Below are 13,466 nucleotides of genomic sequence, written 5' to 3'. Positions count from 1 at the left end.
TGTGAAATGAGGTTGTTCCATGCCGCCATTAAAAGTGCTGGTTGTAGAAGATCATCATGATCTTGCTGAAAATATATGTGATTATCTGGAATCGTGCGGCCACGTGGTTGATTACGCTGCGGATGGTGTCGCAGGATTGCATCTGTCTGTTACTGATAATTATGATGCCATTGTATTGGATGTGATGCTGCCGGGGATGGACGGGCTTGAAGTCTGTTCACGGCTTCGCAAGGCTTCCGTTGCCCAGCCTGCTATTTTGATGCTTACCGCTTTGGATACATTGCAGGATAAGCTTTCAGGTTTTGATGCCGGAGTGGATGACTATCTGGTTAAGCCTTTTGCTTTGGAAGAATTAGTTGCAAGGCTGAATGCAATTACCGCTCGTAACAAGGGGAGAGGGGCGTCTTCGTTAAGTGTCGGGACTTTGGTTATGGATACAGGGCGCATGGCTGTAACAAGGGAGGGGGTTCCCATTAAACTTAATCGGGCCTGTTTTCAGCTTTTACGGCTTCTTATGGAGGCCTACCCTAATGTAGTGCCCCGGAAGGACGCCGAGTTTTCGCTCTGGGGCGAAGATCCACCGGACAGTGATTCGTTGCGTAGTCATATCTATAAGCTGCGTTGCAAAGTGGATAAGGGGTTTTCGTACCCTATGATACAAACCGTTTACGGGATAGGATTTAAGTTGGCCGGGAACAATGAAGATTAATAGTTTACGCTTTAAGGCGATTGTATCTTACAGCGTTTCTTTGGTCATTATGCTGGGATTGTACGGCTGGGCTCAGTACGGGATAGCGCGGGTAACCGAAGACGAGGTTATCAACAATATCTTGCGGAATGAGGCTGAAGATTATTTCAAACGATACATCGCAGATCGGAATGCCCCGTTGCCGCAAATGCTTAACTTGCAGGCGTTTAATGATCCCGAACAGTTAAGCAGTGAGTTCAAGCAAAAACTTCCGGTGGTGCCGGATGGCATTTATGAAACCAGCGGGACTAGGTCCATACCGGGGCCGGATGATCACAATGTGTTGGTCCAGACATATCCTGAGGGTTTTCGGCGTTTGTATCTTATCTATGATGCCAGTCGTGTTATTACTGAACATACCTGCTCTCTGAGCTACTCAAGTATTCTCTTTCTTTATTTTGTCTACACCTCTACTTTGGGAATATTACTGGCCCTCTTTGTAGGTAAAATTATTTTCCATCCTCTCGATTCACTAACTGCAAAATTAAAGTCTTACGGCCCTGATGACTTGGATAGAGATTTTACTGAATCCATACGAAATGATGAAATCGGCCTTCTTGCCTCAAATATCCAGAATTCATTTAAAAGAGTGCGGATGTTTATTAAGCGTGAAAAGGATTTTACCAGAGATGTCAGCCATGAATTACGCACCCCGTTAAGTGTGATTAAAGGTGCTCTGGAGTTAATCCGGCTCTCCCCTTCATCTAAAAGTCCTGAGATGCAAAAACCTTTGGGGCGTATAGAACGTTCAGTAAAGGATATGGAAGAAACAATTGAAACCCTGCTCTGGATAGCCCGCGAAGAGAATAAGGAAGTTTCGGAAGGATGTTTCCATATTAATGAAGCGGCAGAGAGAGTTTTGCGCAGTTTGCAGCCCCTTGCTGAACTCAAAAAGATTAATCTGACTGTGGAGATGAACGACTGCGCCTCAATCCATGCTCCTGAGCGTGCTTTTTCCATTGTTCTTAATAATGTGCTCTGCAATGCCTTTAATTTTTCTCCGGGCGGTTCTGTGGAAGTCTGTATAGAGGGGGCAAATGTAACCGTAAAGGATTCAGGTATTGGGATTTCTGCTGATGTTATGAGTGATATTTCAAAACCTTATGTAAAAGGTGAAAGCAGCAGTGGTTTCGGACTGGGCTTGTCCATTGTTCAAAGATTATGTGATCGGTTCGGCTGGCAGTTTTTCATAAACAGTCGTTCTGAAGGCGGCACAATTGTTTCCATTGATTTTAGTTCGACAGAATAAGTTGCCGAATAAGTTCTTCATCGTGTAGCATCTTAAGAAAAATTAAGATGTTTTCTCTCCTTCGTGTTGCTATTTTTTGAAAGTTTCACATGTTAATTACAAGTTGTTCACATTGCGGGTGTTATTCGATTGCTAGCTGTAATGAATAATACGTTTAGAAGGAGTTGCATTATCATGACCAAAATTACCAATATCATACTTGCCTTTTTAATACTTTGTTGTGCCAGTACCGCAGCAGCCGAAGAAGGCAGTCTTTTTGAACCCATATCCGTAAGGGTTACCGGGAAGTATCTTTCCGATGCCGACTACAAGGACAGTGACGGCTCTTCCAGCATTGCCGGGGGACAGATGAGATTGAATGTCGGCGGATTTTCTTTCAGCTATGAAGGACAGCACTATTCTTGGGACAATGTCAGCCAGCTTAATTTCGGAAACGGTCAGGATGATCCATGGAATACCCTGCACCGTTTCAGTGTTGGTTATACCCTTAATGGCGTAATCAATAAGAATTGGTTTTATGGAGCCGGGATTACCGGGACTTCCGCATTTGAAGAGCAGATGGAAGATTCATTTGGTGGAGCCTTGCGTGGTCATATCGGTTACTCTTTCAATGATAATTTAAAGGCGCTTATCGGTCTGCGTGCCTTTGCCAACTCTCTCCGCGTTTCAGCCATGCCGTATTTCGGTATCAATTATACTGACTATGCAGCTGACGGCTCCGGTTATTTCGTGAACCTCGGCATGCCCGCCACTGAGGTTGGCTATTCTTTTGACAAGTCTTCCACACTGCGCGCTGCATTCAATTTTGACGGTAAGACCTACCGGCTCAAGGATGACAGCACTGTTTCCGATGCGGGATATATTGAGACGAGCAGCATGAAGTTCGGTGTCTACTATGACTACAAACCCATTAAAAACTGCTCCATATCCATCGGCCCGGAATATGTTTTCGCCAGAGAAACCAAGTTCTTTGATAAGAATGGAGATAAGTTCGGATCAGAGGATCAGGAAGCTGCTTTCGGAGCTTTCTTTAATTTGAGGTATAAATTTTAATCAGTTTTATTTCGTTTTTTTGACAGTGTCTCAACCAAAAAAAAGCCCGTAATATCTTTCGAGATATTACGGGCTTTCGTCTTATTGCGATTTATTGAGCGAAACGCATCAAATATTGCTATTTAAATGGCTCGATAGCTTTTTTGAATCCTTCTCTGGAGCGTTCGATTACTTCGGTTCCTACGCAGAAAGCGAGGCGGAAATAACCGGGGAAGCCGAAGCCTGTTCCGGGAACGGCGAGGATTTTTTCTTCCTGCAGTGCGGCGCAGAATTTTACATCGTCACCGCCGGGTGCTTCGGGGAAGAAGTAGAATGCGCCCTTGGGCATGGTGTAGGAATAACCTGCATCTTTAAGCACGGAATCCATAGCATTGCGGCGTTCAAGGTAGATGTTCTTGTCTACCTGAGAGCCGAGGGCCTTTTCGAGCAGCTTCTGACCTACTGCGGGTGCGTTCACAAAACCGAGGATACGGTTGGTGAGCACCAGTCCGGCCATGAGTTTCTCTTTCTCGGGCATGTCCGGGTTGAGAAGTCCGTAGCCGATGCGTTCCCCGGCAAGGGAAAGGTTCTTGGAAAAAGAACTTACCACAATGCTGTAGGGGTAGAGCGGCAGGACGGAGGGTACGTCAACACCATCAAATGCGAGAAAACGGTAAGGCTCATCAGCAACGAGGAAGATGGGACGCTCGCGGCCTTCGTTTGCTTTTTTGAGAACGGCGGCCAGCCCTTCAAGCTCTTCCTTGGTGTATACAGCCCCGGTGGGGTTGTTGGGAGAGTTGATGAGCAGTACACGGGTCTTTTCGGTAATAGCTGCTTCAATGGCGCCGAGGTCCAGCTCAAAGGTCAGCGGCTTGGAAGGCACGGTAACCAGTTCGCCGCCGGAGTTCTGGGCATAGAAACCGTATTCCACGAAATAGGGAGCGGGGCAGAGAATCTGGTCCCCCGGTTCGAGAATGGCCCGGTAAAGAGCGTTGATCGCCCCGGCAGCACCGCAGGTGATGATCAGGTCGGAACCGGATACTTTTACACCCTGCTCTTCTGAAACAGCTTTAGCGAGTTTTTCGCGGACGGCGGGGTAGCCGAAGTTGGGCATGTAGCCGAAAGCAAAAGGCTTGTCTGCGGTTTTGGCAAGTTCCTTGAGACCTTCACCAACAGCTGCCGGTGCAGGAACGTCAGGGTTGCCCAGTGAAAAGTCGCAGACTGCGTCTTCACCGTATTTTTTCTTCAGTTCAATGCCTGTTTCGAACATCTTGCGAATCCAGGATGAACGTTCGATGTATCCTTCCACTTGGGTTGAAAGAAGTTTCATTTCAATTCTCCGTTATCTGCGGTTGCTATTGGAATTCCCGCTGCGGCCCTTGTTCTGGTAGTGTCCGCCTTTCGGCTTGCCCCGGTAGTTGTTTTTGCGGGGGCGGGATTTTCTTTGTGGACTGGGCTTGGGAGCCGGGGGTTGCTCTGCTCGGGCGTGCAGGGATTTCTGATAGAGTTCGTCCAGAAGCATGCCCACTAAGATGCATTGCTCGTCATCCTCGGCAAGTTGGCGGACCAGATCTTTATAGCGTCCGATGCGTTCCCTTTCAAGTATTGTCCGTGAACGGAATCTGCCTTCAAGGATGGTAGTCAATCTTTCGTTGATTGTTTCCAGTACCTGCTTGTCATCCGGCAATTCGCGGACTTCAAAATTTATATTGTAGGCAGTAGCGATGCGTTGCAGTTCAATTTTCTGGATTACGTCCACAAGAGAGATTGCGACTCCGGAAGAACCTGCACGTCCTGTACGACCGGCACGGTGGATGTAGGATTCCTTATCTTCCGGCGGTTCATACATAATAACGTGGGAGAGGTCCGGTACATCGATGCCGCGTGCAGCAATGTCAGTTGCTACGAGAAACCGCACTGATCCGTCACGTAGCTGGGCCAGCACCCGTTCTCGTTTGGACTGAGAAAGGTCAGAGGTAAGATCTGCGGCATTAAATCCGAAGTTGTTGAGTACTGCTGATACGAATTCGACATTGGCTTTGGTGTTACAGAAAATGATGGCCGAGGTGGGGTTTTCCATTTCAAGGATGCGCATGAGCTGGCGTTCCTTGCCCATGGAAGGCACTTCGTAATAGGCGTGGTCAATTTCTGTTACATGGACCTGCTTGCTGCTCAGGCTGAGCATCTGCGGTTTGTACATGAACTCTTTGGAGAGACGGATAACGTGTTCCGGGAAAGTTGCAGAGAACATGTAGGTGGAAATAGGTCTGCGCGGCAGGTAGGATTTAACTTCGCGCATGTCCGGGTAGAAGCCGATGGACAGCATGCGGTCCGCTTCATCAAAAATCAGGGTTTCGAGGTCTTCAAGGTCAAAGGTGCGCTTGAGGAGGTGGTCCAGAATCCTGCCCGGGGTACCTACTACCATATGTGCGCCTCTTTCCAGTTCTTCGCGCTGGTGGCCGTAACCGACACCGCCGTAAACGGAAAGGACCCGCAGTCCTGAACCTTCAAAAATTCTTTCAGCTTCGCGTTCAACCTGACGGGCCAGTTCGCGTGTGGGGACAAGGATCAGAGCTTGTGTATAATTAATGTTGGGGTCGAGTTTTTCCAGCAAAGGCAGGACGAATGCTCCGGTTTTTCCGCTGCCGGTCTTGGCTTGCACCATGAGGTCTCGATTGTATAGCTGGTAGGGGAGGGATTTGGACTGGACCGGGGTGAGTTTGTCCCAGCCCGTTTTATCAAGGGCGTTCAGTATGGATGGGGGGAGTTCGTCTATTGTGATTTCCGGGAGGGCCTCTTCTGGCTCTACTATTTTATCCGGTTCATCGTGAACGCTTTCGTTATGCATTTTGGGTGCAGCTTGGTCATCTTTTGAATTGGTCATAAATGTTTTTCCTATTAGAACTTGAAATATCCGTACAACACTACGCTATAACTAACGGATTTTGCAAAGGGTATTTTGTCCTGTAATGAGTGCTATCGGCATTACGGATAGAAAGTGTGTTGTGTGATTGGGTTTAACTATTTGATCTTGGAATTAAATTGAATGTAATTCTAGATAGATCAAACTTTTTTGAACGGGTGCTGCAATGATTGAAAAGATGATGTCCAGACAGGTGTATTTCATTCTCAGGTGTGTGCTGGCTGCTGTGTTTTTGTACGCAGGGGCGGGAAAACTGATGGATGTTCAGGGGTTCGCCACGGTCATCAGCGGTTATGGGTTGCTGCCCGGACAATTGAATTATGTTGCGGCGGTTGGGTTGCCTCTGGCGGAGATTATCGTTGCTTTTGGACTGATCTGGGATGTGAAAGGTTCACTTTCGTCTTACTCGGTTTTGCTACTCCTGTTCATGGGGGTGCTTGCCCATGGAATCAACATGGGACTCGATGTTGATTGCGGATGCTTTGCTCCCGATGACCCGGAAGGCGAAGCCTACCATTCCCTGCGCGAAGCTTTGCTACGTGATGCTTTTCTGCTTGCAGCCTGTGGATATCTGTATTTCCTGCGTCGGGTAAAAGGATATCGCGCCCGGTCTGTTCCAATGCTTGTTGCCCGTTAATTATCAATTTGAAATTTGGAGGATGATGGAATGAAGATGGTTAGGAATATTTCTGTAATTGCGGCTCTGTGCGCACTTATGTTTGCAATGACCGGATGTCTCGGTTCTGATAAATTCGCGCAGGAAGTGGAAAAAGAAAAAGGCGCAGTAAAGCTGCTCAAAGAAGTACAGCGCGGTGGCTACGATATTATCACCACCCCTGAACTGAAAGCTCTGCTGGATAAGAAAGAGGACATGATCATAATTGATACCATGCCCTATGAAGCAAGCTACAAGAAAGAGCACGTTCCCGGTGCCAAGCAGTTCCTCTTCCCCATCCCTGATATGGTTGAGTGGGACGTTAAGGAAACCGATGGTAAAACCAAAGAGCAGTTCATTGAAATGCTCGGACCCGATAAAGATAAACTTATCGTAATCTACTGCGGTTTCGTAAAATGCACCCGCAGCCACAACGGTGCAGCATGGGCTAAAAAGCTCGGTTATACTAACGTAAAAAGATACCCCGGCGGAATCTTCGCTTGGAAAGGCGCAAAGTACCCTGTCGGTTCTGTAAAATAATTTCGACTGGGTATATCCCAGTCCTCTCTCCCAGCCCCGGTGCGTTGTGTGCCGGGGTTTTTTTGCATCTGGCACTTTCTTAGCCGTCTAACCGTTTTTTACCCCTCAATCCCCACCAGGATCCCTTCCGGTTGCTCTCCGTTACGCAAGAGCATTTCGCCTGCGGCTTGGCAGGCTGTTTCAATGTCTACTCCTGATGATAGATGGAATGCTTCCATCAGCTCGTTGATGGCATCACCTTCACGAGTGAAGGAGTTGAGCATTTCCCGGCTGAACATGAATATACGATCACCTTTCTTAATATCGTAAGTGGAGCAGGGCGGCAGTCCCATGCCGAGGCTGCCCAGATTACCGCTTTGTCTTTCGATTAGTTGCGGGGATTTGTTTCGGCGCAGGAGAATTATGGGGAGAGCTCCGGCATTGACCACAGTGAGCGATTCATCTTCCCGGTCAAGATGAATGTAAGCAGCTGAAATTTCGTTGTTGCTACTGAACTTATTTTTGAGCCCGATGCCGATGTTGCGCAGGGTTTCCGAGGGTCTGAACAAGGGGCCGCTGTTTTCGGCCAGCAGTTCTTTTATTGCTGCAGGTAATTGGCCGGGGCAAGGTTCAGAGCAGTTCAGCAGCAGGTGGCTTTCGCTTTTATCGGTCAGGATAACGCTCTCATGCATGAACATCTCGGAATTGCGGGGATGGTCAGGGTAAAAGGCTCTTGAACCTTTTCTCGGAAAGTCTGCCTCAACCGGTTCTTGTCTGGGAGCAGCAGGGCATTCCGCTTTGAGCTGCCTGTCACAAGACATGAGTTTCAGATGCAGCCTGATCCTCTGAATGACTTCCTTATATGCAAACGGTTTGACAATGAAATCTACAGCTCCGGCGTCGAAACCCTTGGATGTGTTGGTGTCATCATCAAGGGCGCTTAGAAAAAGAATCGGTATCTCAGATGTTTCAGGGGACAGGCGTAGTACTGAGGCACATTCAAATCCAGTTTCACCGGGCATCATGATGTCCAGCAGGATCAGGTCGGGCTGTTCCTGTTCTGCCAGCATTCTTCCTTTGCGACCGCTATTAGCAGTAATAATGTTGTAGCCCTGTTGTTTTAGTACCAATTCAAGGAATTCGAGATTGAAAGGTTCATCATCAACTATGAGAATGGTTGGTATATTGTTTGGGCAAACAGGCATTTTGTTGAATCCTTTACGTGTCAACGGGTTGAGTGAGTGTTATGTTTCTCTAAAGTATCTCAAAGTAGAAAAAAAGTCTTTGTGTCTAAAAATATTCTGTACTTTATTCGAAATTATCCGTTGCTAAGAAAGTTACTGTTGCGTTAGATTGTTGCATAAATCTAAATCTACAATTTTTAGCAGCAGGAGTTGATGACATGCTGATTGGTATCCCCAAAGAGATCAAAACTATGGAGAACAGGGTCTCTATGACCCCCGGTGCGGTTGAAACTCTCGTTCGCCGCGGTCATTCCGTTGTTGTTGAAAAAGGAGCCGGACTCGGTTCCGGTCTTTCCGATGAAGAATACATTTCCTGCGGTGCCAAGATGGGTTCTGTAGATGACGCCTGGGCCGCTGAAATGGTTATCAAAGTCAAGGAACCAATTGCTTCCGAATACAAATATCTTCGCAAAGACCTCCTGCTGTTTACTTATCTGCATCTTGCCGCGGATGAACCATTGACAAAAGTTCTTCTTGAATCCGGAACAACCGGGGTTGCTTATGAAACCGTACAGCTTCCCGATGGTTCCCTGCCCCTGCTCACCCCCATGAGTGAAGTTGCCGGACGTATGGCTGCACAGGAAGGCGCACTGCATCTTGAAAAGCCCAAGGGCGGGCGCGGTATTCTCGTGGGCGGTGTTCCCGGTGTTGCTCCTGCAAAGGTCATGGTCCTCGGTGGTGGTGTGGTCGGAACCAACGCGGCCAAGATTGCCGCAGGCATGGGGGCTAAAGTTACCATTTTTGACGTCAACCATGCACGTCTCCAGTATCTTGATGATATTTTCAATGGCCGGGTGACTACCATGACTTCCACTGAACCTAACATTCGCGCCGCAGTGGCTGAGGCCGACCTGATCATCGGTGCGGTCCTTATTCCGGGAGCTAAGGCCCCGAATCTGATCACCAAAGGCATGCTTGCCACTATGAAGGAAGGTTCCGTAATTGTCGATGTCGCCGTTGATCAGGGCGGCTGTGTGGAAACAATCAAGCCTACTACCCATAGTGATCCAACTTATGTTGTGGATGGCGTGGTGCATTACGGTGTAGCCAATATGCCCGGTGCGGTTCCCCGAACATCTACTTTTGCACTTGTTAACCAGACTCTGCCTTACGCGTTGCAGCTTGCCGATAAGGGCCTTGATGCATTGCGTGAGAATAAATCGCTCAAGCTCGGCCTTAATACCATGAATGGTAAGCTGACTTATGCTGCAGTGGGAGAAGCTTTCGGAATTGAGGCTGTTACCCCCGACGAAGCCCTATCCTAAATAAGGTATTAGAATTAATCGATTTGTTTAGAGGTTTTCCAAGAGGCGGGAGCAGTTGCTTCCGCTTTTTTTATTGCTGAAAAAATGAATAGTATGGGTTATTGTTAGTGTCTCCCGCAAGGGGTGTTTGCGGGTGTAGATGAAGTCGAATGGGGTTAGTTTATGAGCGGTTACAGATATGCAGGCATTAAGATGCTCCTTACCTTCGGGCTTGTAGCGGCTATGCTGTGGGTTATGGATTCTTATTTTGATTTTAGTTGGTTTAACGAAACAGGCCGTTCGTTTGGATACTATCTGCTGCCATTTGATAATATTCATGAAATATATATGCGGGGCACGTTGGTCAGTTTCATTTTGGTTGGTGGAGCTGTTGTTTCATTTCTTTATGACCGGGTTGTACGTTCCGAAAAACTGGCTTGTGAGAGCGAAACTGAAATACAAACCATATTCAATTCAATCGGAGATGCGGTTATCGCCACTGATAGCGATGGAAAGGTAACCCGCATGAATCCGGTTGCGCGGCAATTGACAGGTTGGTCTATTGAAGAGGCTGCGGGACGTCCGCTTACAGAGGTCTTTAAAATAGTCAATTCGGTCACCAGGCATCCTTGTGCGAGTCCTGTGGATAAGGTTCTGAAGACGAAAGGAGTTGTCGGAATGGCAAACCATACCGCGCTGATCTCCCGGTCCGGGGAAGAATTTCATATTGCGGATTCAGCAGCTCCGGTTTTTAGCGGGAAAGGAGATATCTCAGGAACAGTCATCGTTTTCAGGGATGCTTCAGAGGAGTATCGTCAACGTGAGGAGTTACGCAGACTGCGTAACTATTTATCCAATATTATTGATTCAATGCCGTCAGTCCTTGTGGGTGTGGATGCGAAGGGGCAAGTTACCCAGTGGAATATGACCGCGGAAAAGGTCACAGGAATATCCGCCGGAGATGCTCAGGGAAAATCCCTCGTATCTGTTTTTCCGCGCATGGCTTCGGAGATGGACAAGATCAGAGAGACTATCAGGACTCGGAAACCATGCTGTGAGGAGCGTAAGACCCGGCAGGGTGAAAGCGGCACTTGCTATGAGGATGTTACTATTTTTCCGCTTATTGCCAACGGTGTTGACGGGGCGGTCATCCAGATAGACGATGTGACCGAGCGGTGTAATCTGGAACAGATGATGATTCAGTCCGAAAAAATGATGTCTGTCGGCGGTCTGGCCGCGGGCATGGCCCACGAAATTAATAACCCTCTCGCGGCCATTGTCGGTAATTCCCAGAATATTCTTAATCGTATCTATAAAGATCTGGATAAGAATCATAAGACAGCCAGTGAATGTAATGTTGATTTGGAAAATATCCGGGAATATCTTTCCAGAAGGGATATTCCGAAAATGCTGAATGGAATTTCTGAATCCTGCAACCGCGCAGCAACCATCGTCAGCAATATGCTCCGCTTCAGTCGTAAGAGCGAACGTAAGTTTGGCGAGTGCAATCTCGCTGAATTGATGAATAGTACACTTGAGCTTGCAGCCAATGATTACGATCTGAAGAGAGAGTATGATTTTAGGAAAATTGAGATAATCAAAGAGTATAGTTCTGATCTCTCAAGTGTTGTCTGCGAGGAGAACGAGCTTCAGCAGGTCTTCCTTAATCTGCTTAAAAACGGTGCGCAGGCAATGATGGATAAGGAATATGTTGAAGATAAACCCTGTTTCATTTTAAGATTAAAAAAAGATGGTCACATGGCCGTTATTGAAGTTGAAGACAATGGTCCGGGAATGGATGAAGATGTGCGTAAAAGAGTCTTTGAACCCTTTTATTCTACTAAAAGGGTGGGGGCCGGGACCGGATTGGGTCTTTCTGTTTCATATTTTATTATAACAGATCAGCATAAAGGGCTTATGGAAGTAAGCTCTGTACCGGGCAGTTGGACCCGGTTTGGGATCAAAATTCCCATTTCTGGGCGGGAGGCTTAGCTATGTCACATTCAATACTTGTTCTGGACGATGATATCCATGTCAGGGAAAGTCTTGCGATAAGCCTTGAAGATGAGGAATTTGAAGTTTACGAGGTCGGTAGTTCAGAGGAAGCTCTAAGCTTCCTTGAATCGCAGATGGTTGATCTGGTTGTTGTTGATTTGCGGCTTCCCGGTATGAATGGTACTGATTTTATTAAAGAGGCCCGGCAAAAATGGCCGGAGCTCAAATTTATAATTTATACAGGGTCACCGGAGTTCAGCATTCCTATTGATCTGGCTGAAGTGTCCTGCGTTTCGAATTCAATTTTTCTTAAACCGCTGCCGACTTGTGATGTTATGGTCAGTGAAATCAGGCGGATGCTTGGCTGACTGAGTTTGCATTTGCAATATGGGCGGGTAGCCGTTATCTGTTTTTTGAATAGAACGGTTTTGCCCGGAGTGTATTTTAGTGCCCCGTAAAAAAGAAGAGATAATATATATTGTAGCGAAAGCTAAAACGGAGCCGCCACCGGAAGAGGGCTTGCCGCCGTGGATGGCCACCTTTGCGGATATGGTTACCCTGCTGCTTTGCTTTTTTGTTTTGCTGCTTTCCTTTGCCAACCAGGATGTTGCCAACTTTGAAACCTTGAAAGGTTCCATGCGTGATGCTTTTGGTATGCAGAGTCAGGATAAATCTGGAAAGCATATGGCCTTTTCCAAAAGTCCCCACTCCGCTTCTTCTGTAAGCGCAAAAGCCAAAAAAGATATGCATGCCCTTGAGGTTGATATCAGGGCTTTTATCTCGGCGGGTAAAATGGAGAAACTGATGGCAGTGAATACTGACCAGCAGGGGGTTCTGATCAGGGTTCCCACCCGGGCCATCTTTAAACCCGGAACAGCCCAGATTAATCCCAAGGTTGCTCATGTGTTGGATAAGGTTGCCAGCATAATGAAAAAGAAGGATTTTAATCTTGTGGTGCGCGGGCATACTGATGATCGGGCTACCAAGAATAATATTTACAGTTCCAACTGGGAACTTTCAGCAGCCCGTGCAGCTTCCTGTCTGCGTTACATCCTCAAGAAATCCGGTGTATCATCCACAAGGGTAAAAGCCGTTGGGTACTCTGGGACTAAACCTCTGGTTCCCAATACTTCCAATAGAAACAGGGCCATTAACCGCAGGGTGGAATTTTATTACCAGCCTCCCTCAGACAACTGGTAAAATTAATTTTTATTGCATTGAAAATGCCCGATATCTTTTTCAGATACCGGGCATTTTTTTATGCTGTAAAAATTAGGATGCTCTATTGTTTCTTGCGTTTTTCCCAGAGCTTCATTTCTTTCATCTTCTTGCGCCTCTCGCGTTGCAGGGATTTACAGACCAGCGGAGTCTTTTTGGCGTATCCCCACTTTTCGCGGTACTCGTCAGGAGTCAGGCCGTATTTAGCCAGATGTCTTTTTGTCAGGACTTTGAATGACTTGCCTGATTCAAGGCATATAATGCTTTTTTCCCTGATTGCTTTTTTGGGGTCTACCGGGGGAGTTGGTTCAGGAGAGTTGCTGTCGAGCATTCCTTCGCTTATTTTTTTTATTCCTGCGGCAAGTTTATGTACCATGGAAGTAATTTCTTCTTCAGTCATGGTTCTAACACTGGCCTGTGCTTTTACTATTTCAAGAGCTTCTTTAAGATGATCTTCCATATTCTCTCCCTTCCCATGTTTTACGGTTGCCGTATAGATTATGTATTAATTATTTTTTAGTCTGTTGATGTAGGAACGTATTGTGTTTGGTGTATAAACTTTAGATTAAAGTGAATACCCTCTTCGAAAATTTAATCAACAAAGACTAACTATGAATAGCATTATATGCATATAAAGGT

13 protein-coding genes are annotated in these 13,466 nt (G+C 46.9%); 9 read left to right on the top strand and 4 right to left on the bottom strand.

The annotated features are described in order from the left end of the window. Nucleotides 1-19 precede the first annotated feature (19 nt). The 3 genes from ACNI23_RS13300 to ACNI23_RS13290 all read left to right on the top strand — a co-directional run bounded on the left by ACNI23_RS13300 (nucleotide 20) and on the right by ACNI23_RS13290 (nucleotide 3,050). On the top strand, nucleotides 20-709 hold the full coding sequence (locus ACNI23_RS13300; RefSeq protein ID WP_420249357.1) for a response regulator transcription factor: 690 nt from the start codon (nucleotides 20-22) through the stop codon (nucleotides 707-709). Next, nucleotides 699-1,997, top strand: coding sequence for a sensor histidine kinase (locus ACNI23_RS13295; protein ID WP_420249355.1), 1,299 nt, complete (start codon nucleotides 699-701; stop codon nucleotides 1,995-1,997). The genes ACNI23_RS13300 and ACNI23_RS13295 overlap by 11 nt, the downstream gene beginning before the upstream one ends. A 174-nt stretch (nucleotides 1,998-2,171) precedes the next feature. Further along, on the top strand, nucleotides 2,172-3,050 hold the full coding sequence (locus ACNI23_RS13290; protein WP_420249353.1) for a DUF6268 family outer membrane beta-barrel protein: 879 nt from the start codon (nucleotides 2,172-2,174) through the stop codon (nucleotides 3,048-3,050). Nucleotides 3,051-3,168: 118 nt separating this feature from the next. On the opposite strand, the gene ACNI23_RS13285 is transcribed toward ACNI23_RS13290, so the two are convergent. Continuing rightward, on the bottom strand, nucleotides 3,169-4,359 hold the full coding sequence (locus tag ACNI23_RS13285) for a pyridoxal phosphate-dependent aminotransferase (protein ID WP_420249351.1): 1,191 nt from the start codon (nucleotides 4,357-4,359) through the stop codon (nucleotides 3,169-3,171). Nucleotides 4,360-4,371: 12 nt separating this feature from the next. Continuing rightward, nucleotides 4,372-5,913 carry a DEAD/DEAH box helicase gene (locus ACNI23_RS13280; protein ID WP_420249349.1) on the bottom strand — a complete coding sequence of 514 codons (1,542 nt, stop codon included), beginning with the start codon at nucleotides 5,911-5,913 and terminating at the stop codon, nucleotides 4,372-4,374. A 205-nt stretch (nucleotides 5,914-6,118) separates the two neighbouring features. Here ACNI23_RS13280 and ACNI23_RS13275 point away from each other — a divergent pair, with 205 nt between their 5' ends. Then, nucleotides 6,119-6,589, top strand: coding sequence for a MauE/DoxX family redox-associated membrane protein (locus tag ACNI23_RS13275; RefSeq protein ID WP_420249347.1), 471 nt, complete (start codon nucleotides 6,119-6,121; stop codon nucleotides 6,587-6,589). A 30-nt stretch (nucleotides 6,590-6,619) separates the two neighbouring features. Beyond that, the gene (locus tag ACNI23_RS13270; protein ID WP_420249345.1) at nucleotides 6,620-7,147 is read left to right on the top strand and encodes a rhodanese-like domain-containing protein; all 528 of its coding nucleotides are present in this window, start codon (nucleotides 6,620-6,622) and stop codon (nucleotides 7,145-7,147) included. 98 nt (nucleotides 7,148-7,245) lie between these two features. Here the strand turns inward: ACNI23_RS13270 and ACNI23_RS13265 are convergent, their stop codons facing one another. After that, nucleotides 7,246-8,331, bottom strand: coding sequence for a response regulator (locus ACNI23_RS13265; RefSeq protein ID WP_420249344.1), 1,086 nt, complete (start codon nucleotides 8,329-8,331; stop codon nucleotides 7,246-7,248). A 197-nt stretch (nucleotides 8,332-8,528) separates the two neighbouring features. Between ACNI23_RS13265 and ald the strand changes: the two genes are divergently transcribed. From ald to ACNI23_RS13245, 4 genes are all read left to right on the top strand, one after another. Then, nucleotides 8,529-9,635 (top strand): alanine dehydrogenase, encoded by a 1,107-nt coding sequence (ald, locus tag ACNI23_RS13260; RefSeq protein ID WP_420249342.1) that lies wholly within the window; start codon nucleotides 8,529-8,531, stop codon nucleotides 9,633-9,635. A 162-nt stretch (nucleotides 9,636-9,797) separates the two neighbouring features. Beyond that, the gene (locus ACNI23_RS13255; RefSeq protein WP_420249340.1) at nucleotides 9,798-11,606 is read left to right on the top strand and encodes a two-component system sensor histidine kinase NtrB; all 1,809 of its coding nucleotides are present in this window, start codon (nucleotides 9,798-9,800) and stop codon (nucleotides 11,604-11,606) included. A gap of 2 nt (nucleotides 11,607-11,608) precedes the next feature. After that, nucleotides 11,609-11,977, top strand: coding sequence for a response regulator (locus ACNI23_RS13250; RefSeq protein WP_420249338.1), 369 nt, complete (start codon nucleotides 11,609-11,611; stop codon nucleotides 11,975-11,977). Nucleotides 11,978-12,056: 79 nt separating this feature from the next. Next, the gene (locus ACNI23_RS13245; RefSeq protein WP_420249336.1) at nucleotides 12,057-12,809 is read left to right on the top strand and encodes an OmpA/MotB family protein; all 753 of its coding nucleotides are present in this window, start codon (nucleotides 12,057-12,059) and stop codon (nucleotides 12,807-12,809) included. Between the two features lie 82 nt (nucleotides 12,810-12,891). On the opposite strand, the gene ACNI23_RS13240 is transcribed toward ACNI23_RS13245, so the two are convergent. Then, nucleotides 12,892-13,287 carry a Ros/MucR family transcriptional regulator gene (locus ACNI23_RS13240; RefSeq protein WP_015853263.1) on the bottom strand — a complete coding sequence of 132 codons (396 nt, stop codon included), beginning with the start codon at nucleotides 13,285-13,287 and terminating at the stop codon, nucleotides 12,892-12,894. Between the last annotated feature and the right edge of the window lie 179 nt (nucleotides 13,288-13,466).

Source organism: Maridesulfovibrio pacificus (SeqCode) (assembly GCF_048612815.1).
In the GTDB taxonomy this organism is placed as follows: domain Bacteria; phylum Desulfobacterota; class Desulfovibrionia; order Desulfovibrionales; family Desulfovibrionaceae; genus Maridesulfovibrio; species Maridesulfovibrio pacificus.
Note: the sequence above shows the minus strand (reverse complement) of the source record. Positions and strands in the feature narration are given on the sequence as shown.

Bases quoted from the DNA above. Each gene is read 5' to 3' on its own strand.
- ACNI23_RS13300 (WP_420249357.1), top strand. From the start codon at position 20: ATGCCGCCATTAAAAGTGCTGGTTGTAGAAGATCATCATGATCTTGCT.
- ACNI23_RS13295 (WP_420249355.1), top strand. From the start codon at position 699: ATGAAGATTAATAGTTTACGCTTTAAGGCGATTGTATCTTACAGCGTT.
- ACNI23_RS13290 (WP_420249353.1), top strand. From the start codon at position 2,172: ATGACCAAAATTACCAATATCATACTTGCCTTTTTAATACTTTGTTGT.
- ACNI23_RS13285 (WP_420249351.1), bottom strand. From the start codon at position 4,359: ATGAAACTTCTTTCAACCCAAGTGGAAGGATACATCGAACGTTCATCC.
- ACNI23_RS13280 (WP_420249349.1), bottom strand. From the start codon at position 5,913: ATGACCAATTCAAAAGATGACCAAGCTGCACCCAAAATGCATAACGAA.
- ACNI23_RS13275 (WP_420249347.1), top strand. From the start codon at position 6,119: ATGATTGAAAAGATGATGTCCAGACAGGTGTATTTCATTCTCAGGTGT.
- ACNI23_RS13270 (WP_420249345.1), top strand. From the start codon at position 6,620: ATGAAGATGGTTAGGAATATTTCTGTAATTGCGGCTCTGTGCGCACTT.
- ACNI23_RS13265 (WP_420249344.1), bottom strand. From the start codon at position 8,331: ATGCCTGTTTGCCCAAACAATATACCAACCATTCTCATAGTTGATGAT.
- ald (WP_420249342.1), top strand. From the start codon at position 8,529: ATGCTGATTGGTATCCCCAAAGAGATCAAAACTATGGAGAACAGGGTC.
- ACNI23_RS13255 (WP_420249340.1), top strand. From the start codon at position 9,798: ATGAGCGGTTACAGATATGCAGGCATTAAGATGCTCCTTACCTTCGGG.
- ACNI23_RS13250 (WP_420249338.1), top strand. From the start codon at position 11,609: ATGTCACATTCAATACTTGTTCTGGACGATGATATCCATGTCAGGGAA.
- ACNI23_RS13240 (WP_015853263.1), bottom strand. From the start codon at position 13,287: ATGGAAGATCATCTTAAAGAAGCTCTTGAAATAGTAAAAGCACAGGCC.